At 44.4% G+C, this 22,550-nt stretch carries 18 protein-coding genes; 15 read left to right on the top strand and 3 right to left on the bottom strand.

Features of this window, described 5'->3' with window-relative positions; genetic code table 11:
* Positions 1-31 precede the first annotated feature (31 nt).
* The 6 genes from A142_RS18710 (at position 32) to fecE (ending at position 8,223) form a co-directional block, all read left to right on the top strand.
* On the top strand, positions 32-2,068 hold the full coding sequence (locus tag A142_RS18710) for a TonB-dependent receptor (RefSeq protein ID WP_019821711.1): 2,037 nt from the start codon (positions 32-34) through the stop codon (positions 2,066-2,068).
* 188 nt (positions 2,069-2,256) lie between these two features.
* The gene (locus A142_RS18705; RefSeq protein ID WP_019821710.1) at positions 2,257-4,389 is read left to right on the top strand and encodes a TonB-dependent receptor family protein; all 2,133 of its coding nucleotides are present in this window, start codon (positions 2,257-2,259) and stop codon (positions 4,387-4,389) included.
* Positions 4,390-4,476: 87 nt separating this feature from the next.
* The gene (locus tag A142_RS18700; RefSeq protein WP_019821709.1) at positions 4,477-5,454 is read left to right on the top strand and encodes a Fe(3+) dicitrate ABC transporter substrate-binding protein; all 978 of its coding nucleotides are present in this window, start codon (positions 4,477-4,479) and stop codon (positions 5,452-5,454) included.
* Complete coding sequence (locus A142_RS18695; RefSeq protein ID WP_019821708.1) at positions 5,451-6,485, top strand: FecCD family ABC transporter permease; 1,035 nt, start codon at positions 5,451-5,453, stop codon at positions 6,483-6,485. Before A142_RS18700 ends, A142_RS18695 begins: the two co-directional genes overlap by 4 nt.
* Positions 6,485-7,456, top strand: coding sequence for a FecCD family ABC transporter permease (locus A142_RS18690; protein ID WP_029405405.1), 972 nt, complete (start codon positions 6,485-6,487; stop codon positions 7,454-7,456). Before A142_RS18695 ends, A142_RS18690 begins: the two co-directional genes overlap by 1 nt.
* 2 nt (positions 7,457-7,458) lie before the next feature.
* Positions 7,459-8,223 (top strand): Fe(3+) dicitrate ABC transporter ATP-binding protein FecE, encoded by a 765-nt coding sequence (fecE, locus tag A142_RS18685; protein WP_020628670.1) that lies wholly within the window; start codon positions 7,459-7,461, stop codon positions 8,221-8,223.
* A gap of 273 nt (positions 8,224-8,496) precedes the next feature.
* On the opposite strand, the gene A142_RS18680 is transcribed toward fecE, so the two are convergent.
* Positions 8,497-10,053, bottom strand: coding sequence for a carboxylesterase/lipase family protein (locus tag A142_RS18680; protein ID WP_019821705.1), 1,557 nt, complete (start codon positions 10,051-10,053; stop codon positions 8,497-8,499).
* 121 nt (positions 10,054-10,174) lie between these two features.
* Here A142_RS18680 and A142_RS18675 point away from each other — a divergent pair, with 121 nt between their 5' ends.
* Entirely contained in the window at positions 10,175-11,098 is a 924-nt protein-coding gene (locus A142_RS18675; RefSeq protein WP_019821704.1) for a LysR family transcriptional regulator, read from the top strand.
* Between the two features lie 224 nt (positions 11,099-11,322).
* On the top strand, positions 11,323-11,739 hold the full coding sequence (locus A142_RS18670; protein WP_029405404.1) for a VOC family protein: 417 nt from the start codon (positions 11,323-11,325) through the stop codon (positions 11,737-11,739).
* A 155-nt stretch (positions 11,740-11,894) separates the two neighbouring features.
* On the opposite strand, the gene A142_RS18665 is transcribed toward A142_RS18670, so the two are convergent.
* A complete protein-coding gene (locus A142_RS18665) occupies positions 11,895-12,794 on the bottom strand; it encodes a DMT family transporter (RefSeq protein ID WP_019821702.1) in 900 nt (299 codons plus the stop codon).
* A gap of 267 nt (positions 12,795-13,061) precedes the next feature.
* Between A142_RS18665 and A142_RS18660 the strand changes: the two genes are divergently transcribed.
* Entirely contained in the window at positions 13,062-14,462 is a 1,401-nt protein-coding gene (locus A142_RS18660) for an alpha-amylase family protein (RefSeq protein WP_019821701.1), read from the top strand.
* Between the two features lie 90 nt (positions 14,463-14,552).
* Here the strand turns inward: A142_RS18660 and A142_RS18655 are convergent, their stop codons facing one another.
* A complete protein-coding gene (locus A142_RS18655; RefSeq protein WP_019821700.1) occupies positions 14,553-15,527 on the bottom strand; it encodes a LysR family transcriptional regulator in 975 nt (324 codons plus the stop codon).
* Positions 15,528-15,627: 100 nt separating this feature from the next.
* On the opposite strand from A142_RS18655, the gene A142_RS18650 reads away from it, so the two are divergent.
* The 6 genes from A142_RS18650 to A142_RS18625 all read left to right on the top strand — a co-directional run.
* Complete coding sequence (locus tag A142_RS18650; protein ID WP_019821699.1) at positions 15,628-16,980, top strand: MATE family efflux transporter; 1,353 nt, start codon at positions 15,628-15,630, stop codon at positions 16,978-16,980.
* Positions 16,981-17,180: 200 nt separating this feature from the next.
* A complete protein-coding gene (locus A142_RS18645) occupies positions 17,181-17,426 on the top strand; it encodes a hypothetical protein (RefSeq protein ID WP_017630837.1) in 246 nt (81 codons plus the stop codon).
* Positions 17,427-17,732: 306 nt separating this feature from the next.
* Entirely contained in the window at positions 17,733-18,737 is a 1,005-nt protein-coding gene (locus tag A142_RS18640; protein WP_019821697.1) for a response regulator, read from the top strand.
* Between the two features lies 1 nt (position 18,738).
* A complete protein-coding gene (locus tag A142_RS18635) occupies positions 18,739-19,176 on the top strand; it encodes a PAS domain-containing protein (protein WP_004731659.1) in 438 nt (145 codons plus the stop codon).
* 866 nt (positions 19,177-20,042) lie between these two features.
* A complete protein-coding gene (locus A142_RS18630; RefSeq protein ID WP_009844818.1) occupies positions 20,043-21,086 on the top strand; it encodes a GMP reductase in 1,044 nt (347 codons plus the stop codon).
* 217 nt (positions 21,087-21,303) lie between these two features.
* A partial coding sequence (locus tag A142_RS18625; RefSeq protein ID WP_019821696.1) for an SAM-dependent methyltransferase occupies positions 21,304-22,550 on the top strand: 1,247 nt, incomplete at its 3' end.

Below are 22,550 nucleotides of genomic sequence, written 5' to 3'. Positions count from 1 at the left end.
GTGATTTTATAAACTAAAACGGAATTAGAAAATGAACATGAGATTGACCTTGTCCCCTCTTGCTTTGGCAATTGGCGGAGCCTTGGCGGCGGTGGCTGGTGTGTCAACTGCAGTGGCGGAAGAACAAGCCACTGTAGATGAAACAGTGCAAATTATTGGCCATCAATACGAAGGTTATGCAGAGCATATGCCTCAGTCAGGAACCAAAACGGATGTCGAGTGGTTAGATGTGCCACAAGCGGTATCGGTTGTTACAAAGACAGAAATGGAAGACCGTGGCGCGGTACGTTTAGTGGATGCACTTGATGGTGTCGCAGGGGTTAACAATACCCTGGGTGAGGGAAGCCGAGACCAATTTGTGATTCGTGGTTTTGATGCACTCAACGATATCTACCGTGATGGTATGCGTGATGACGGGACTATGCAATCGTACCGAAGCCTAGCGAATGTCGAACGTGTCGAAGTGGTAAAAGGCCCTGCGGGCGCACTTTATGGCCGAGGCTCCGCGGGCGGTATCATTAACTTGGTCACCAAGCGAGCTAACGGTGATAACTTCACCAACGTAAATGGCAGTGTTGGCAGCAACAATTTGTTTGTTGGTCAAGTTGATAGTTCGATGGCGTTTACTGACAAGGTCAGTGGTCGTATCAACGTGGAAAGTCGACAGTCTGATTCCTATGTAGACCATGTCGACTCTAATGATTTCTTTATTGCGCCAACAATTCGAGTGATGCCTTCTGATGGACACATTATTGATCTCGATGTCGAATATGCTCACCAAGAGTTGGTGCCATATCGTGGTGTTCCATCAAAGAATGGTAAGCCTGTCGACGTCTCTGAAAGGACGTTTTACGGTGGCACGAACGATTATCAAGAGTCGGACAGCATTCGTGTTGGCGTTAATTATGAATGGCTTTTGAATAGCGAATGGGCATGGACAAACCGCGCAGCATACAACCATATCGAACTTGAGCAAAAGGGTACACGCCAAGGGACGGTAACTGGGAATGGAGTATCTCAGAGTGTAAATAACCTCGGTTACGACCCTCGTACCACGACGACTCTTCAATCTGAGCTAGTTTGGGAAACGGATTCGAACCAAATGATGATCGGTGCGGATTATAATCAGATCAATATCGACCTAATGCTCGCAAGAGATGAAACCTTACCTCCGAAAGATATCTATAACCCTGTAGCAGGCCCAACGCCTGATCCGGGGTTTAAACCTTCCCGTGATAACACCACAACGACGACAGGTGTTTACATTCAAGACGTTTACACCTTTGGTGATCTTTCAGTGATCGGCAATGTGCGTTACGACTCGATGGAGCTTGAACAGCAAAAAGCGGGCTCAGCAAAAGAGAATCTAGACGATGACAAAGTGAGCTACCGTGGTGGTTTGGTCTACCGTCTCAACAATGATATGTCAGTGTACGCAAGCTTAGCTCGCTCATGGCAATTGCCTTACTCGGGTATTTATATCAATCCTAAATTGGCTGAATTCTTCCATACGGATCTAAAAGAAGTGGGTGCAAAAGCTTACTTACTAGATAACGCCTTGATGCTTAATGCCGCGGTCTTCCAAATTGATCAAGAGCAACCAGAAACGAATATAGACGGAGACGTTGTTAACAAGATCGAAGCTCGCCACCAAGGTATTGAGCTAGAAGCTCGCGGTCAATTTACTGAGCAGTGGGATATTTCGGTGGGTTATAGCTACCTCGATGCAGAAAACAAAGAGACAGGCAAAAAGCCGAACGATGTGTCTGATCACCTGTTTTCGCTTTGGAGCACTTATCAGCTAGACGATAACTGGCGTTTAGGTGGTGGCGTGAAATACGTAGGTGACCGTTACGCGGGTAATGATGAAGCGGTAGCTCTGGGTGACTACACCACGGTTGACTTGATGGCAGCGTACACCACGGGTCGTCACAAAGTTCAAGCGAACGCTTACAACGTGCTTAATGAGAAATACATTCTGGGTGCAACCAACGGCACGTCTGGTACTAACCAGATTGGTTACGGAGCGCCAGCCGAATTCATGCTCAGCTACGGCTATCAGTTTTAAAAGCTAATTATGTTCTAAGAATGAGTTCATTTCTAAGAGCTCTTTCTACTCTAAAAACGATTGTTTTGTTCGCTACGAATGAGTGAACAGTTGGTCTTATTTTGAGGCCATTTAGCCCATAGGGTCAAAGCGCCGATATAACCGAAAACACGGCCTTTGATCCTAACCTGCCTACTTAGGAGATTTTCATGCCTTACCAGAATTTGGATGGTAAACCCTGTACTCAATCACACCAAAAGTTGCGTCTAAGTACCCTTGCAATGGCCATCGCTTCAGTGACTTCCATGAGCGCATTTGCAGCGTCTGATCCTCAAACAACGACTATGGAAACGGTTGTCGTGACAGGTAGCTTGATCGGTAACTCAGAGCTAGAGGATGTGAAAGAGTATCCGGGAGCGCGTACCGTTCTAACTAACGAACAAATTAAAAAGACTGGCGCACTTTCGATTGATTCGGCCTTCCAAAGTGTACCGGGCATTAAGGTTCAAGACGAAACGGGTACGGGTGTATTGCCTAACATCTCGGTGCGTGGCTTGAAAGCCAGCCGCAGTGGTCATGCTCAATTTCTAATGGACGGTGTGCCACTGACTCTTGCGCCTTATGGTCATACAGGACAATCTATTTTCCCTGCGACTCTGTCGATGCTTGACCGAATTGATATCGTGCGTGGTGGCGCTGCTGTGCAGTATGGGCCAAACAACGTGGGTGGTGTGATTAACTTGGTGACTAAGCCTATTCCACACGAGTGGCAAACGGAAATCAGTAATCGCTTTAGTGTATTCGAGGGTGGCGATACGCCACTTAATGATTTTTACCTGCGCACGGGTGGCTGGTTAACCGATACGCTTGCGCTTCAAGTCGAAGGTAATTTTCTAAAAGGTGAAAGCTTCCGTGAACACTCCGACACCGATGTCAAAAACTTCCAAGCTAAGTTGCAGTGGTTACTGAGTGATACTCAAGAACTACAAGCTTTCGTGCAGCGTTATGATGCCGACACGCAAATGCCGGGCGCTTTATCGCCAGAAGATTACGAGAATGACCGTACCCAATCGAAGCGCCCTTATGATGAGTACCAAGGTAAATCGACACGTTGGAGCTTAAAGTACTTACATGATTTGAATATTGCTGATAGTGCAGAGCTAGAAGTACTGACCTTTGGCCATCGTTCTGAGCGTTTCTTCCAGTGGGGTTACAACAGTACTAAAGGTATGGAGTGGTCTGATCCGTCGCAGCCATCTACTGATATTCGTACGTCACCACGTGAATTTAAGGTGTATGGGGTAGAGCCGAAACTCGCGATGTATTTTGACGGTAATACCGTGACGCAAAATGTGATTGTGGGTGCGCGCTATGTTAACGAAGACATTGATTACAAGCTCACTCAAACATCAATTTCTAGTGGAGTAACCACAACGCCACGCGATTGGCATTTAGATACTGACGCTTTCGCAGGCTATATCAGCAATGAAATTGGCTTGTTTAATGATGTATTAAAGGTAACACCTGGTATTCGCTATGAATCAATAGATATGGCATTTTACGATCTAGGTAAGGCAGAAAAGACAAATAACAAAGTGACAGAATGGTTGCCTGGTTTAACGGTGGCGTACCATCTAACTGAACAATGGGTAGGTTATACCAATGCTCAGAAATCTTTGCGAGCACCACAAATTGCTTACATCCGTGGTAAAGGTGAAGAGGGCAGTGAACTGGCATGGAGTTATGAGTTGGGTGCTCGCTACAACCAAGATTCAACCAGTTTCAATGTAGCGCTTTACCGAATCGATTTTGAAGATCAGCTTCAATGGCAAAAAGCGACTGAAACTTTCGACAATATTGGTAAAACCCTCCATCAAGGTGTTGAACTCTCTGGTCGTTATATTCCTCAAGCGATGCAAGCTCTGAGTTTAGGCGCTGGCTATAACTACTTAGATGCAACGATCGAGGAAGAGGGTGCAAACAAAGGTAATCAACTTCCATATACGTCTAAGCATCAATTTAGCTGGGATGCGACTTACGCCTTTAGCAAGGTAGATACTACTTTATCTGGTTACTACTTTAGCGAATCTTATTCTGACAATGCGAATACAAGTGCCGAAGATGCAACGGGCGCGACAGGTAAAGTGCCTGCCTACATGGTCTGGAACTTCAACCTAGGTTCGGATTTGTACAAGGATGAAAACAGTAAGCTGCGCATGAACTTTGCGGTGAACAACCTGTTTGATGAGGACTATTACTTCCGCGGTATTGATACCAGCCCGGTTGGTCGTTATCCAGCACCAGGGCGCTCTTACACTTTGGATCTGAATTATCAGTTCTAATACGTAATTTATTGAAAGTAATAACGAATAAAAGTCGCCAATACTCTTGGCGGCTTTCACGGTTCTAGCGTTTAAGGAAAATTAAATATGGAAAACAGCTCCCGACTCTTGTTTTCGAATCCATTGCAGCTGTCGAACGGACTGCTGTCATTTAATCGGCCGTTTTTATTCAGCAGGATAGCAATAACCTTAGCTTTGCTGATTTTAAGCTTGTTCTCATTCTCCAGTTCAGCACAAACAAGGGTCATACAAGACGAGCAGGGTCAGTTTGAGATAGCGACTACCCCGCAACGTATTGTGGTGTTGGAGTTTTCATTTGTAGATGCACTCGCTGCGGTGGGTGTTTCTCCTGTTGGTGTCGCGGATGACAATGATGCTTCGCGAGTGATTCCGGCGGTGCGTGAATTGGTTCAACCATGGGAATCGGTTGGTATGCGTTCTCAGCCAAGCCTAGAAGCCATTGCGGTATTAAAGCCTGACCTGATCATTGCAGATGCAGAGCGTCATCGTACGGTCTATCAAGATCTACAACGCATCGCGCCAACTCTACTGCTTAAAAGCCGTGGTGAGACTTATCAAGAGAATTTGGAGTCTGCGCTCAAAATTGGTATCGCTCTCGATAAGCAATCATCAATGGGACAACGAATTCAACAACATCAACAGGCCATGGCTGAATTTAAAAGTCATTTCTCGCTCAAACAAACCGTCCAATTCGCTGTCGTGTCGGATAAAGGTATGTGGTTACATAGCCCTGCATCTTACGCAGGGGGCGTGCTGACCACATTAGGCATTGCGAGCCCTATTGTGAAACCAACAGAGAAGGCATATTTACCAACCAGCTTTGAGTTGTTGTTGAAAACCAATCCGGATTGGTTGCTCCTTGGTGCTTACTCTCATCCAAATATTGTTGATGATTGGCAGAAAAATCCGCTATTCAATGTACTTACCTCTGCAAAAAAACAGCAAGTTGTAGAAGTGTCACCAGCACTTTGGTCATTGAACCGAGGCATGTTAGCGGCAGAACAAATGGCGAAAAATCTTGAGCAGATCTTGGATCCATCATGAGTACGATGTTGTTCTCTAAAAGTAAGCGATTCTGGCCAATACTGTCGTGGCGAGTCATATTATTTACGGCATTAGTGTCGTGTTTGGCACTGTCTGGTTACGCGGCCTCGATGACTGGGTGGTCTAATTTCTCTTTAACATTGAGTGACTTGATTCACTACTGGTTTGCGTTTGATGAAAACAATATGACTCATCAAATATTGGCGACGCTAAGAGCACCAAGAGCTTATGCGGGGCTATTGATTGGTGCGAGCTTGGCAGTCGCTGGGTTATTGATGCAAGGTTTGACGCGCAATCCACTCGCGTCTCCGTCGATTCTTGGCATTAACGCTGGCGCAGCCTGTTTTATGGCGTTAGCTGCAATAGGCATACCTGTGGTTAGTGATTTAAACCCAATCCTTAATGCGGTTCTTGGTGCATTGCTAAGCGGCGGTGCCGTGATGCTCCTCGGTGGTTTTTTCTCTGCACGTTCTCATCCGCTACGTTTGGTTCTCGCGGGTATAGCCATTACTGCGTTATTGCTCGGACTGACACGAGCGGCGCTGATTCTTGCTGACGATATGGCCTATAGCGTCTTGCATTGGCTTACTGGCTCACTGTCTAGTGTGGATGATGAACAATGGCGAATGTTGTGGCCGCCCATAATTGTTGGGCTAGGGTTAGCTATTAGCTTGGCGCGTAACCTTAATTTACTGGCGCTTGGTGAGGAGGTTGCGGTTGGGCTAGGCAGCAACATCCGCCTTACGCGATTCATTTGTAGTGTGACCATTGTTTTGCTGGCGGGCGCGAGTGTCGCTATTGCCGGGCCTATTGGCTTTGTCGGATTGTTAATTCCCCACTTAGTTCGTCCTATGGTTGGGCACAATTACCATTTACTGATTCCTATTTCCGCATTGGCAGGCGCAGCATTGGTCTCTTGGTCAGATGCGCTGTCTCGAGCGATTGCTTTCCCGACTGAAACACCCGTTGGTGTTATTACTGCTTTGCTCGGAACACCTTGTTTTATTTTGATTGCGACGAGGAGATCTTAATGCACCATTACACTAAGATAGTTTTGTTATCAGGGATTCTCATATTAGTGGCATCCGCAGGTTTGTTTGTCGGCGCAGCTTCGCTTTCTGTTTCTCAATTCATCGAACATTTGGTCGCGTTTTCCAGCGACGACTTTGTTATCCATCAGTATCGGCTACCACGTATGTGGCTCGCGATAAGCGTGGGTGCAGGGTTAGGGCTTTCAGGGGTATTAGTGCAAGGCGTGATACGTAATCCGTTAGCATCGCCTGATCTTATGGGTATTAGCGCTGGGGCAGGACTTGCTGCGACAGCGAGTTTAGTTTGGTTCCCCAATGCACCAGTCAGTGTGCTTCCGGTTGTGGCGATGTTCGGTGGGGTATTGGCTGCTGGGCTGGTTTTTGTATTGGCCTGGTGGTCAAGGCCAACACCCGCCAAATTGGCGCTGATTGGTATTGCGGTGAGTGCGTTTCTGGCCAGTTGTATCGACTTCTTGCTAGTCACCAACCCAATAGAGATCAACACGGCCATGGTGTGGCTAACAGGCAGTCTTTGGGGCAGAAATTGGCAGCAAGTCCCGTATATTTGGAGTGCACTGCTCTTGTTGTTACCCATGGCATTATGGCTTGCTTGGCGATTAGATGTGATGGGGCTTGGCGAGGAAAGTGCAACCACATTGGGTACTAAGCCAAAACAGATTCAGGCTCTCGCTTTATTGGCCGCTGTATTGCTTGCCAGTGTTAGCGTTTCTGTTGCGGGAACAATAAGTTTTGTGGGTTTATTGGCACCTCACTTAGCACGCTTGTTGTTTGGACATAATCATAAGTTGTTAATCCCAGCATCTGCACTGGTAGGGGCAATTCTGGTTACAGGCGCTGATGGGTTGGCCAGAGGTCTACAACCACCTATTGAATTGCCAGCAGGCGTTCTCACGTCTGTGATTGGCGCGCCATATTTCATCTTTCTTCTCTATCGTTATCGAGGTTGGTAACTATGCTTAAAACGCAGAATCTTTCCGTCGCGTACGGCAAACAAACGATCATACCGAACCTGTCGGTTTCTATCCCTAAGGGAAAAATCACCGCATTGATAGGACCTAACGGGTGCGGTAAATCCACCTTATTAAAGACGTTAGTAAGAATTAACAAGCCAGTGGCTGGAGAGGTGTTGTTTGAAGACAAACCGCTATCAAGCTACTGCGATAAAGCGCTCGCTCATTCGTTGTCACTTCTTCCGCAAATCTTGGTCAGCCCGGAAGGGATCACGGTCAGAAAATTGGTCGAATATGGCCGTTCGCCCTATGTATCCCATTGGGGAAGGTTAGGACAGGACGATCAAAGGATTGTCGAGCAAGCAATGCGAGATATAGGTGTGCTCGAGTTTGCTGATAAGCCTATTGAGTCATTGTCTGGTGGCCAGCGTCAAAGAGCATGGATTGCGATGGTAATTGCGCAAGATACGGATGTCGTGATGTTGGATGAACCGACCACATACCTTGATATGTCTCACCAGGTGGAATTAATGAACCTGATGCAACAGATGAATGCTAAAGGGAAAACGGTGGTTGTTGTGTTGCATGACCTGAACCAAGCCAGTCGTTATTGCGACCATTTAGTGGTTTTGGAAAAGGGACGCTTAATCGCAGAGGGCTCGCCTGATGAAGTGATGACCGAAACCATGCTCAGTAACGTATTTGATCTCAAAGCGAGCGTGTTTCGAGACCCTATTTCAAATACACCAATGTGTGTCGCGATTTAGGAGGCTATCAGACAGCTGGAAAGGATGGATACTTATTCCTTAATACCTTTGGTTTTTGGTAATAAGTATTCGGAAACTTTATTCCAATGATGCCGATTAAATGGAAGAAGTTCTTTAGTCTAGGGAACAGAGCATCTCTCGATGTAGAGGTGAATCAGTCCAATTCATAATATCTGCGGCTTAACCGCCGCGTATTGCAAAGACGAAACGTGCTAGATGAAAGAAAAGCGAACCTAAGTGGTTCGCTTTTTGTTTTTTATCCGATCTTTCCGCTCAAAACTGATAGTTTTTCCATAACTTCCGTACGGAGTCTTCGGGGTCATTGACCTGTTTCGATGTAACATCAAATTGCATTGTTGGTCGTTCCGATAAGTTGTAAGGAGACCAATCAGCTTTACTTGTCTTGATGAACGTTAGCCATTGATTGTGCATGGCATTAATAAGTTCAACTGGAGGCTGTGAGCCGACAAATGTTTTTGTTTGTTCGTTGTTAGTGGTATTAAACACAAACGGTACGTCAACAAAGTGCGCGGCTCCTAAGTGGCCATCAAACGCTGGTGACATCCAAGAAAAGTTATAATGCCAAACTTTGTTGTCGTTTTTAGTTAACTGTTGAGCAATGTGAAGTGCTGGCATTCTAAACGTAAAATCAGATTGGATGTCGGCAAAAGTGTCTCCAATAGATTTTCCGGTGTCTTTTGTTGAATACACATCAGCAGGGCGACCTTCCAGTGACAAGTCAGACAATAGTAGCGACTTCGTTTGTTCGGTCGTATTGTTTACGGCACCACTTGGTACCAAGTAGAGTCGTGATTCTTGATCTGTGCTACCAACGATGACGGGAATAGAAGGTGAAGCTTTGGCGAGATCTTTCATTGGAGACTCGACAATGATATCCCCATCAACAACGGGCAAGAATGCGGTGCCTCCCCACGACAGCATTCCCCATTTGTCACGATCTTGTATGGTATAGCCCATATCAATAACGTTCTTAACTAATTCAGGAAATGGGACTGTAGATAAACCTTCAACGGTGGCTGGGATATTAAGTTTTTCAGTATAGCTTTGTGTGATTTTATCAGCTTCTTTTTGGGTTAAAAATGCCATTGGAGGGCTTTGCATAATGGCTTTTTGGAATAGGCCTTCGGCTTTTTCGGTACCTAATAAAATGGCAACACTTTCTGCCCCGGCTGATTGACCTGCGACCGTCACTTGGCTAGGGTCTCCACCAAAATCTTCGATGTTATTTTGTACCCATTTAAGAGCCATGATTTGATCAAGAATGCCGCGATTATCCGGTGTGCCTTTAAGGTGCATGAAGCCATCAACGCCTACGCGATAATTGATCGTTACAACGATCACGTTGTTCTTCGCAAAGCTTGTACCATCATAAGCCAACTCTGCAGCGTCTTCTCGGATAAAAGCACCGCCTGGGATCCACACCATGACAGGCAGCTTTTCATTTGATGCCTTGTTGTTGGCAGCAATGGCGTTAGTAGGTGTCCATATGTTCAGAGTAAGATGTTCGGGAGCCCCCACCAAGGTGATGTTTTTACCTCGACTTGGTTGTGGAACGGGTTGACCTGCTTTTGTTGCATCTAATATTCCACTCCAAGTTTCGTATGCTTGCGGAGCTTGAAAACGGCGATCTGCCGTAAAAGGGTTCTGCGCATATGGAACGTCATAAAATGTAGTCACACCATCATGGTTGCTTCCCATAAGTTTACCAGACTCAATAATTGCTACCGTTGAGTTTTCAGCATTTTGAGTCTGGGCAAATAGTGTATTACTTTGAATTAAACCTGCACTGAGGCATGCGACTAGTACCATTGTTTTTTTCATTTCATTCGGCTCGGTATTGGAATAGAAGGTCAGTATAAAACCTAGTTTGAAGTTGATATATATGCTATACGTCAATAGATTGTTGCATAAATCGAACTATTGAGGGTATATGGATAGAATTGTTTCAATGGAAGTTTTCGTTTCTACTGTCGATCTAGGAAGCCTGACGGCAGCATCTGAGGCTTTAGGAATGTCACGATCCATGGCGACTAGGCATATAACCGCGTTGGAAAAGTCTTTAGGTGTATGTTTACTGTATCGCTCAACAAGAAGCTTAGGTATCACTAACGCCGGTCGTGATTTATTGCCTTTCTGCCAGAATATTTTAGAGCAGAATGCCCAACTATATAGCTTAGCCCAAGAACAAAACTCTCAACCTAAAGGAAGGATTTCACTGGTTACTAGCATTTCGTTTGGTCAGGGTTATCTTGCCCAAGCTATTGAACAATTCATGCTTAAGTACCCTGATATTGAAATCGATCTCACGCTGTCGAATCAGTCACTGGATTTGATAAAACATGGAGTTGATATGGCAATCGAGTTGAGCAATGACCTTCCTGAATCTTTAATTGGAAAGAAATTGGCTGATTGTCCATCGGTGGTTTGCGCTTCCCCTCAATATCTAGCAGAGCATGGGGCTCCTTTATCTCCCGAAGATTTGCTCGATCACAATTGCTTGATCCACAAACGAATAGGCAATGATTGGCTGTTTGTTTCTAAAGCCGATTCTAAATCTGCTCAGCCTATTAATGTAACGGTCACAAGTAACTATTCTGTAAATGATAGTTCCATACTTCTTAATGCTGCGATTAATGGCAAAGGTATAGCGTGTTTACCTCTGCCTTTTATTGACAATGAAGCACAAGCTGGATCTCTGACTATTCTGCTAACAGACTGTCAAGTGAACCCTGTTGGCATATGGGCGCTGTATCCCTCAAGACAATACCAGCCTAAGTTACATCGATACTTGTTGGATTTTCTACAACAAGACTTATCGTTGAAGCACGAACAAGTCGACTCTATTTATTCATGAGGTTGTTTGTCGCTTAGCTTAAAGCATGTGAATTAGTAAGCTCGGTGCCAAAGAATTCACCTTAGAGAAGGTCGTCTAAACTTAAAGCTTGTATCGCAGAAAATACGACAATTTGGGCTCTAAAGACGTTCTCGAAATAAATGCAAATTAGTGCTTTACCTCAACTTAACTTGAGGTATTAGGATGTGCAACGTTGCTTACGAAAATACTTTAAGGAGAGAAGAATGATCCAACTTGAACATGTGAATTTAGTCGTTAAGGACATCCCTGAAATGCTGACTTTCTATAAAGCGGCGTTTCCACACTGGTACGTTCGTGATGAAGGAAAAGGCGAATGGTCAGGTAAGCCACGTAACTGGCTGCATTTTGGCGACGAGTACCAATACATAGCAATAAGTGATCACGGTGAAGGTGAAAATAGAGATTTGGCTGGGCATTCTGTTGGTCTCGCACACTTCGCTTATGTGACCAATAATATCGAAAGTGTCACTCAACGCCTTGTTGATGCGGGCTTTCCAATTGCCAAACCCGGTGCCGAAGAACCTTATCGAAAAAACGTCTACTTTGTGGATCCGGCTGGTTTTGAAATTGAGTTCGTTGAATACCTGAGCGATGATCCCAAGCTACGCAACGCCACGTAATAAAACTCGTTAACCGAGTTGGTGTGTTAGAGCGAGTTTGTTCGAAATAAAACGTTTAAGAAAGGGTGTTAGGAAGACTTACAGAAAAGGGCATTGTGGAATATTCCGCAATGCCCTTTTTAGATCTATTTATTAGCTGATATTGAGCGGGTTACTTATTTAGCCTTGAACGGCACTAATAGCTGTTTACCAAACACATTAATCAGCGCGCCAGTCACAATCAGGCTACCGCCTAGATAAGTCCAAACCGATGGGATTTCATTAAAGATCCACACGCCTAACAGTGCCGAGAAGACGATCTGAACGTAAGAGTAAGCCGAAGCTTTACCCGCTGCTTGAGTCTGCATCGCTTTGGTTAAACCGTATTGACCTATTTGAGTGAAGATCCCGACTAGCACAAGCATCATGGTTAGGAATAGGCTAGGCCATACAAAGTCGTTCCAGATAAGAGCTGTTGATATTGGCAGAGCAACCAGAGGGAAGTAGAAGATGATGACAGAGCTGTCTTCCGTTTGGCTAAGCTTTCTCACAATCACATAAGCAATTGAGCTACCAAATGCGCCACATAACGCCACCATAATGCTAAATAGTGGTAACTCGCTGCTCGCGCCACTGTTCATACTTGGTTGTACCATCACTAATAATCCCGCTAGGCAGAACGCAATGCAGATCATGGTCGATTTTTGGACGCGTTCTTTCAGAAATAACACGCCAAGTAGGGCGGTAAATACAGGATGAACGTATTGTAGAATGGTCGCTTCGGCTAATGGCAAAGTGGTCACAGCGTAGTAAACACACATCAAGGCTGCTGTACCAACTGCGCCTCGAACAAGCAACAAAGGTTTGTTATTTCCCCAGATCGAAATGCCTTTTCGCTTAACGTCGATATAACTGATGATCAAAGACACCAAAGCCCTTGCTGCAACAATTTCGAATACAGGTATGCCGTAGTTGCTGATGTATTTCACACACGCAGACATCAGTGCGAATCCAAAAGCAGAGAGGATCATGAACCTAACCCCAACAGGGATCATTGAAAAAGAGAAAGAAGGCATAAAAATATCAATCGGTTGAGGGAGCAGGAATCATAACTTAGTTTAGAAGAGCCGACCAAAGTCTTTGTCCTGTTCTGGTCAACTTGATTCAATTAATTCTCATTTCAGATCGATTCGTTTTTATCTCACATAAGATCGGTTATAACTCAATTTTATAAAATCAACATCAACAGAAGGTGACGCTAATTCAACTCTGATTTATCGGTCGTTTTAATTGTCGTTCTTAGTCATATCATTCTCGTGAATTTATAATAAGAGATATGTTCTATGAAACCAATCAATACCCTACTCATATCCACGCTCGCGCTTTGCTCTTTTAGTTCAGCCACTTACGCCGACACCATTTTGCATGCTTTCAACTGGAAATATTCAGATGTGACAGCCAACGCCGATCAAATTGCACAAGCTGGCTATAAGAAGGTGTTGGTTGCTCCAGCAATGAAATCCAGCGGCAGCCAATGGTGGGCGCGTTACCAGCCACAAGATCTGCGTACCATTGATTCTCCTTTGGGCAATAAACAAGATTTAGCCGCAATGATCGCCGCACTAAAAGCTGTGGGCGTTGATGTTTACGCTGATGTGGTGCTGAACCATATGGCGAATGAAAGCTGGAAGCGAAGTGACTTGGATTACCCAGGTACTGAAGTGTTAAACGATTATGCTAGCCGTTCAAGCTACTATGCTGACCAAACTCTGTTTGGCAACCTAGCACAAGGTTTTGTCTCGGCTAACGATTTCCATGCCGCAGGCTGTATTACTGACTGGAACGATCCTGGCCATGTTCAGTACTGGCGTTTATGTGGTGCCGATGGTGATGTGGGGCTTCCAGATCTCGAACCAAATAACTGGGTGGTTTCACAACAGCGTTTGTATCTGAAAGCGCTAAAAGATATGGGCATCAAAGGTTTCCGAATTGATGCGGTGAAGCACATGAGCCAATATCAAATCGATCAGGTATTCACGTCTGAAATTACTGCGAACATGCATGTGTTCGGTGAAGTGATTACTAGCGGTGGAGCAGGGAACAGTGGCTACGAATCGTTCTTAGCGCCTTACCTGAATAATACTAATCACTCTGCTTACGATTTCCCGTTGTTTGCATCGATTCGATCGGCGTTCTCAATGGGCGGTGGTTTGAATCAGTTGCACGATCCAAAAGCGTACGGCCAAGCACTCGATGACAACCGTTCGATCACCTTCGCGATCACACATGACATTCCAACCAACGACGGCTTCCGTTACCAAATTATGAACCCACAAGATGAGCAGCTTGCTTACGCTTATATCCTTGGTAAAGATGGTGGTACGCCGTTGATCTACAGTGATGATCTACCGGATTCTGAAGATAAGGATAACGGTCGTTGGGGCAATGTTTGGAATAGCTCGAACATGAAGAATATGCTGAGCTTCCATAACGCGATGCAAGGTAAATCAATGACGATGATTTCGAGCGACCAATGTACTTTGCTATTTAAGCGTGGCAAAGAAGGCGTTGTTGGAATTAATAAGTGTGGAGAAACGCGTGGCGTGACGGTTGATACCTACCAACATGAGTTCAATTGGCATGTTCAATACAAAGACGTATTAAGCAGCGCGACAGAAACCATTTCTTCTCGCTACCATACGTTCAATCTACCACCGCGCAGTGCACGTATGTTTAAGCTTTAATGCTTATTCTCTAGAGCGAACACCACTGGTAAAAAGCATAAGCCGTAGCAAGTTCTGCGGCTTATTTGTATCTAAGCTTAAGGCTTATCGTTACTGTTGATCGCTAATAACACCAAACCAATGATTTTGATGGGAGAGCGCTTTCAACAATTCGATCTCTTTTGCAGTCTCTCCTTTAAGCCAATCAATGAGATCATTGATCACAGGCGAGTGAGTGCGCTGGTGGATGAAGTAAGTCCACGCACTGTTCTGGATCTTGGCATTTTCTGGGCAATACAAGAAACCACGTTGCAGATCCTGCAAAACCAAAAGCAGATCTGTCACCGTGACGCCTTCACCAGATAAGCACGCACTGAGCGCCATATCCAAAGATAAGAAGCTGGTATTTCTGACGGGCTTTTTCGGTGGCGATTCGACATCGGCCAACCATACTTTCCAATCATGATGATCTAAGGTCGGGTGGAGCCTTGGCATGGTTAAGATCGAATCGAGGTCGGTGCCTTTCTTAGTCAAACCAACAGCATTCGTTAAACTCGTAGAACAGACTGGCGCCATAAACTCTTCACGTAGGAAGGCGATATCAGGTGTGTTGTCGTATCGTTTTTTAAATCGAGTATGGAAGATCAACAAGTCGTACTCGCTGCTGTTGATCGCTTCATCCTCTTCAATCACAGGAACGATAACGATCTCGTAATCAGAGTAACGCTCGTTTAATTCGCGAACCTTAGAGATCAACACCCGTGTAGCAAAGCTCAAGGTCGCTTTAATTACTATGCGCTTCTGTTTTGGCTCACTCCAAGAGGCGATCACCGATTCGATATTGTCGTAGCTTTCACGCAAAGCCACATACAAATCATGACCTTGTACCGTTAATTCGATGGCTCGATGCTTACGAATGATCAGCGATGCGTTCAGCTCATCTTCAAGCTGTTTGATCTGACGGCTGATTGCACTCTGTGTCACGTTGAGTTCATCGGCAGCCAACGTAAAGCTCATCAGCCTTGCAGCCGCTTCGAAGGCTTTTAAGCCATTATGTGAGGATGGCAAGCTAGGATATGGGGTCATAATTCGTTCGCATGAGTTTTTGGAATGTTAGAGTCGCAAATTTATCAATTGAACGCTAGCCCCATCGATCGTATTTTGGGCGAAATTAACTGAGGCGCTCATGAAAAAAATACTCACTCTTGCATTCCCTTTGATCATTTCACAGCTGATCTCCATGGCGTTAGTCCTTACTGATGTTTGGATGATGTCGCGTATCAGTGTGTCAGCCCTTGCGGCTGGTGGATTAGGCGCCTCTATCTACTTTTTCATCTTCATTATTGCAAGCAGCACCGTGGGTTGTGTCGCGAACTTGATTGCGATTGCTTATGGTCAGCGAGTAGCTCGCCCTGAGTTTGGTAATACTCAAATCAGATTGGCTGTGAAAGGCGCAACCATGTTGGCATTCGTGCTCAGTGTGACCTTAATGGCCAGCTTCTGGTTTGCTCCGTTGGTATTAGAAGCAGCCAAACAGCCGCCAGAAGTGATCACTTTAGCCATGGAATATGTCCATGCTTTGAAGTGGGTGATGTTGCCTTCGCTTATCTTATTGGTGCTTCGCGGCTTAACCAGCGCGTTTGGCAATGTGCGTTCTATTCTGGTGATGTCTATTATCACCGTAATTCTGAATGTGCCAGTCAGCTACTTCTTAACCTTCCAATTAGACATGGGACTAACAGGTTTAGGCTTAGGTACGGCTATCGCAGCATTTATCGTGATGGTTGGATACACGGTTTGGGTATTCAAGCGTGACGAATTCAAGCAGTTCGCCCCTTGGTTAAATACAGAAGAGTACTCAATCAAGTTGATGAGCCCGCTTTTAATGATGGGTTTACCTATCGGCTTGGCAGCATTACTTGAGCATGGCCTTATTTACGGCGGCACCTTAATGGCGGGCACGATCAGTATTGCTTCGTTAGCCTTGCACCAAATCCTTCTGCAATGCTTAAGCTTTACTTGGAACTTCAATTTCGGCTTCTCACAAGCTGCGGCGATTTTAGTAGGTCGTGATTTCGGTGCGGGTAACTACGAAGGGATCAAAAGAACCTCGATTCAAAGCTTCATATTGGTGTCGGTGTTGAGTGTGGCGTTGTCGGCTGTGTTTATCATATGGCCTGAGATGATCGCTTCTATCTTCAAGTTAGACGATGGTACGGGGGCAATGACCTCACTATTGGCTTCTGTTATTTGGGTAGTGGCGCTGTGCTTTATCGTTGATGCTTGGCAACTGCTGGCGATTAATCTGCTAAGAGGCATGAAGATTGTTTCTATGCCAACCGTGATGACAGCCATTGGTTACTGGGCGTTTGGCCTACCTGCCGCTTGGTATTTGATGCCAAAATTTGAATTGGCAGGGATCTGGGGTGGAATCGGTGTTGGTTTGGGCGTGACAGGTATTCTGCTGCTTATCCAACTGATGCGTGTCATTCAAAGGAACAGCAAGTGCCCGGATCTATCGAATCATGTTTATACGTGATTTGCTTGTGATGCTCGCCTTTACCATGGAACCTTGAACGATAAACTTTGTATTGCTGACCGAGAACTATCAATTACCAACAATGACCTATAAGCCCTGAATTGCGTACTTCGTAATTTAGACCTTGGTCTTACAGAAACTGAGCGTAAAGGTGACTAGAATGATTTGAGTTGCTCACCGTTTTATCAAGGAATACACAAATGGAAGTTGGATTGTTCTGGGCTGAAAAAGGAATGTTAGTGCTTGGCGCACTGTTTGTTTTGACGAGTATGATGCAGTACGGAAGACGCAGTAGCGATTGGAAAGGCGTGATTACGATGTTCTACAAGCGTATCCCAATGAACATAGCTGAATACAAATGGTACCGTCTGGGTATCGCTCTACTGGTATTTGCTGTGATCATACGTTTCGCATTACTGATTCTATGGCCTACATATCAGTTCTAGTTCTTTAGACTATCTCTCTTATCATGGGCATATAAAGCCGCTCAATGAATGAGTCAACCGAGCCTTAATAAACTCGCTTGTTAAGGCTGCTGTTAAATAAAATAGTGCTATTACTCTACAGTAAGGATTGGCTATTACCTTTGTAGCATATTGTTTTTCATGAAGAATAATGCGAAATACTAGCTTACCTACCTGTTTCATCATTCTTACTAATAATCTGCACATAAATCCATTCACCCCGTACCTGATACCATAATGTTCTGTTACACTCGTTCGAATTAGCTTTAATTTGTCAGTGGTGCATTTATGTCGTTCCCAGTTCTTATATGTGATGATTCTGCGTTAGCAAGGAAGCAGATGGCTCGGTCACTGCCTAGTTCTCTAAATGCAGATATAACTTTTGCTGTTCATGGGCTTAATGCACTTGAAGAGCTCGCTCAAAACCAATTCAAACTGATGTTCCTTGACCTCACCATGCCGGAATTAGATGGCTATGGCACATTGGAAGAGATGCAACGTTTAGGTGATACCACGCCTGTTGTCGTTGTTTCTGGTGACATACAACCAAAAGCGCAACAGAAGGTGATGGATCTCGGTGCTAAAGCATTTTTGCAAAAACCGATCGATAAAGAAGCGTTAAAAGCGATTTTACGTGAGCATGTTGAGCCGCCAAAACAGCCTCAGATCATTACTCCAACCGCCTTAGAACTGCCAATACTGCGCCGTCGCGATATTTATATGGAAGTCGCGAACGTAGCAATAGGCCGTGCTGCTGATGCACTGGCTCGTCACTTTAATGTATTTGTCCACTTACCACTTCCGAACGTCAACATCTTCGAAGTGAGCGAATTGCACATGGCGCTTCGTGACCTAGCCGACAACGACCAAGTGTCGGGTGTTTGCCAAGGCTTCAGCGGAGAAGGCATTGCAGGCGAAGCATTAGTCTTACTGAGTGATTCCAGCGTGAGCGATCTTAAGAAGCTCATGAAAGTGCCAACCGAAAGCGAACAGCTTGAAGAACTAGAACTGCTGATGGATGTTTCGAACATCTTAGTCGGCTCATTCTTGAATGGGTTAGGGGAGCAATCTGAGGTTCGTTTCTTCCAGAGTTCTCCGGTTCTGCTAGGGCAACACATCTCGATTGATTCTGTCATTGAAAATACCAGCGGCTCGTTTAAGAAGACCATGACCTTTGAAGTCAGCTACAACATTGATGGCACTTCAATCCGTTGTGATCTTCTATTTATGTTCGTTGATGAGTCTCTGCCTCTTCTAGACAACAAATTGGCCTACCTAATGGAGGAGTTTTAATATGCTGAATCTTCCTGCTGAATTTGAACAGTTCCACTGGATGGTGGACATGGTTCAAAACGTCGATATGGGGCTGGTGGTCATTAACCGTGACTTTCAGGTACAAGTTTGGAATGGCTTCATGACGCACCATAGCGGCAAGCAATCGCACGATGCGATCGGTAAGTCTATCTTTGAGTTATTCCCTGAAATCCCTGAAGAGTGGTTTAGGCTCAAAACCAAGCCAGTCTACGACCTAGGTTGCCGTAGCTTCATTACATGGCAACAAAGGCCTTATCTGTTTAAGTGCCGTAATGTTAGGCCTGTAACCCAACAAGCTGACTTCATGTATCAAAACGTGACGTTAAACCCAATGCGCTCACCAACAGGGCAAGTCAGCTCATTGTTCTTGTCGATTCAAGATGCGACCGCTGAAGCGTTAGTCTCTCAAAAGAACTAGATCGCTCTATTCGCCAAACAACGCTTTCCTATACGCGTATTAGCATCAGTCTAATCAGCGAATAAAAATGGCTAAGGTTAATTACCTGAGCCATTTTTTTTGCTTTTTATTCTTCAAATCTAATCTTCCCCCTCACTTTTCACGTCAACCCATCCTCTTTTTCTATGCGCTTTACTCAATATTCCAGGTTACATGAACGACCGAGAAGCCACCAAACGTGCTTTCGGAACGGCAATGCTACGGGTGAATAGAATTAAGATTTATAAAGTTTGAGTTTGAAAGCATTATTTAATGGAGTGCGAGGGCTGAATTTTCAAACCCAAGTGAATCTTGGTCTCTAGATCGAGTCGCTATCACTCTACTTTTCCAAGTGACCGCAAAACAAAAACGTCACGAGATTGGCCAATTTGGTCAAAAACAGATAAAAATTAGAAAAAAATCGAATTTATTTAAGAAAAAAGGCATTTTTTTGTTGGAGAAAAGTGTGGTTTTTATGTGATTTCGAGGCACTTTCTTCACATTATTGCTTTATGAGGGGGACATTACGTAAAAAAGGGAGGAAAACGATTGCGCAATAAACCAACAACGTTTGCTCGAATGGTTCGCTAAGTTATTAATTAGTAAGAATTTAGTGGGAAAGTGTAGCTAGGGAAGTTTTAGCAGATATGGAATCTTTGAGAGGATAGCATAAAAAAAAATGAAATATCAGACTTGCTGTTACTAAATCACGACCTATAATGCTGAAAACCGGAGCGTCTGCCAACGCTCCGGTTTTTTTGTGTCCGAAGAAAAGTAAACTCGTCTGCCAACGGTTTTACTACGCATTTCGCGAGAGACACATAATTTTATGAATCAAGGAAAACACCATGCGTATCGAACAAGAACTTAAGTTAGGTTTCAAAGATGTACTCTTCCGTCCGAAGCGTTCTACCCTTAAAAGCCGTTCTCAAGTTGAATTAACCCGCGATTTTACATTCAAGCATAGCGGTCGTCAATGGTCTGGTACTCCAGTAATTGCAGCTAACATGGATTCGGTAGCAAGCTTTGAAATGGCAGCTGCTCTAGCAGAGCACGGTGTTATGACTGCAGTACACAAGCACTACACAGTAGAGCAGTGGGCTGAGTTTGCTAAAACAGCAGACAAGAAAACACTGAACAACGTTTTTGTATCAACAGGTACGTCTGAAGCTGAGTTCGAGAAAGTTAAGAAGATCATGGCGCTTAGCGAAGAGTTTGTATTTATCTGTATTGATATCGCTAACGGCTACTCAGAGCACCTTGTTGAGTTCGTACAGAAAGTACGTGCTGAATTCCCGACTAAAGTTATCTCTGCAGGTAACGTTGTAACAGGTGACATGGTTGAAGAGCTAATTCTAGCGGGCGCAGACATCGTTAAGGTTGGTATCGGCCCTGGTTCTGTTTGTACTACACGTGTTAAAACAGGCGTAGGTTACCCTCAACTTTCTGCAATCATCGAGTGTGGTGACGCGGCACACGGCCTTGGCGGCATGATCATCGGTGACGGTGGCTGTTCATGTGCGGGTGACGTATCTAAAGCGTTCGGCGGCGGTGCTGACTTCGTAATGCTAGGCGGCATGCTAGCTGGTCATTCTGAGTCAGGCGGTGAAGTTGTAGAGCAAGACGGTAAGCAATACATGAAGTTCTATGGAATGTCGTCTCAGTCGGCTATGGACAAGCACTCAGGTGGTGTTGCTAAGTACCGTGCTGCGGAAGGTAAAACTGTTTTACTTCCATACCGTGGTTCAGTTCACAACACAATTTCTGACATCCTTGGTGGTGTACGTTCAACTTGTACATACGTAGGTGCAGCAAAGCTTAAAGAGCTAACTAAGCGTACGACTTTTATCCGTGTACAAGAGCAAGAGAACAACGTATTCGGTAAAGAGTAATCTGAACGAATTCGAATAGTTTGAAAATCAAGAGCCGCTTTTTAGCGGCTCTTTTTTTGTTTGGGACTTATAAAAACATTATTTAGTGGGAATGTATCAAGACCGGAAGTCGTATATTTTTTATCCCTTTAATATCAACAATTTAGTAAAGGTTTAAATGTGTGTTACGTACACGCATTGTGATATCATAGAGACATAATTCCCTGCAGTTTTTTGTATGAACCAGTTAAATAAACACAACACTTCTCTTCGTGATTTACTTGAACTAGAAGAAAACCAATTAGATTCCAATATCTTAAGCTCACTAGTCGACCTTGATTCTATCGATCTCGTCTTAAGGGAATGCTTAACTATTGATGAAATGAGGGAAGCTGGAAGTTTTTTTACTGGTTCGGAATTGGCGGCATCAGCTGTAAATGCCTTTCAGTCACCTATAACGTTCGATTCTGTGGTATTGGACCCAACGTGTGGCGCTGGTAATTTGCTTATTGAATGTTCGCGAAGGTTAGATGTGGAATCTACTCTGTCTGAAACACTTAATAAGTGGGGGAAGGTTCTTCATGGGTTTGATATCCATGAATCTTTCGTTGAAGCTACACGACTAAGAATAGTTATTGAAGCTTTATACCGAGGTGCAAAAAAAGACTGCAGTATCGATACTGCTATAAAATTTCTTACCAACATCAAACATCAAGATGCTTTGGCAGTATGTCCTGACTCTATCAGCAATGTGACCCATGCAATAATGAACCCTCCTTTCACTATATGGCCATCTCCAAAAGAGTATTATTGGAAAGAAGGTAAAGTGAACGCTGCTGGTATTATTTTTGACCAATATTTAAGGGTGCTTTCAGAAGATTGTCAAGTCAGTGCAATTCTGCCAGACGTACTTCGTTCAGGTAGTCGTTACGAGGACTTTAGAAGTTTTTGTTCTAGCTTATTTGAAGCTCAATGCTCAGTTTGGGGAAGTTTCAACACAAAGACAAATGTCGACGTATTCGTATTGTCAGGTGTGATTAAACACGAAGGTACAACACAAATCGCTTGGTTCGAAGATATTGGAGAATATACCAGATTATCGGATCTGTTTGATGTTCGAACTGGCCCGTTAGTCGCGTATCGAGATGCAAAAGAAGGGGAGAGCTATCCTTATTTTCATCCTAAAAATTCAATAGCTTGGAATATTATTTCTCAGGTTGATGAAGAACGAAAATTCTCGGGAACAGTACTCATGCCACCATTTATAGTTGTAAAAAGAACTTCTAGTCCTAGTGACCGTTATCGCGCGTCTGCCAGTATTATTCATGTGAAAAAGTTAACAGCGGTTGAAAATCACATGATTGTTGTAACTCCTAAAAGTGGAACTCTAAAAGACTGTAAGAAACTACTAAAAATATTAAAATCAGATAGAACGAATGTTTTTTTGAATGATAGAGCTAGAATGCGCCACTTGACAGTATCTGT

Source organism: Vibrio splendidus 12E03 (assembly GCF_000272105.2).
GTDB lineage: Bacteria > Pseudomonadota > Gammaproteobacteria > Enterobacterales > Vibrionaceae > Vibrio > Vibrio splendidus_I.
The sequence above is the reverse complement of the archived record's forward strand: the minus strand, read 5'-3'. Positions and strand labels throughout refer to the sequence as shown.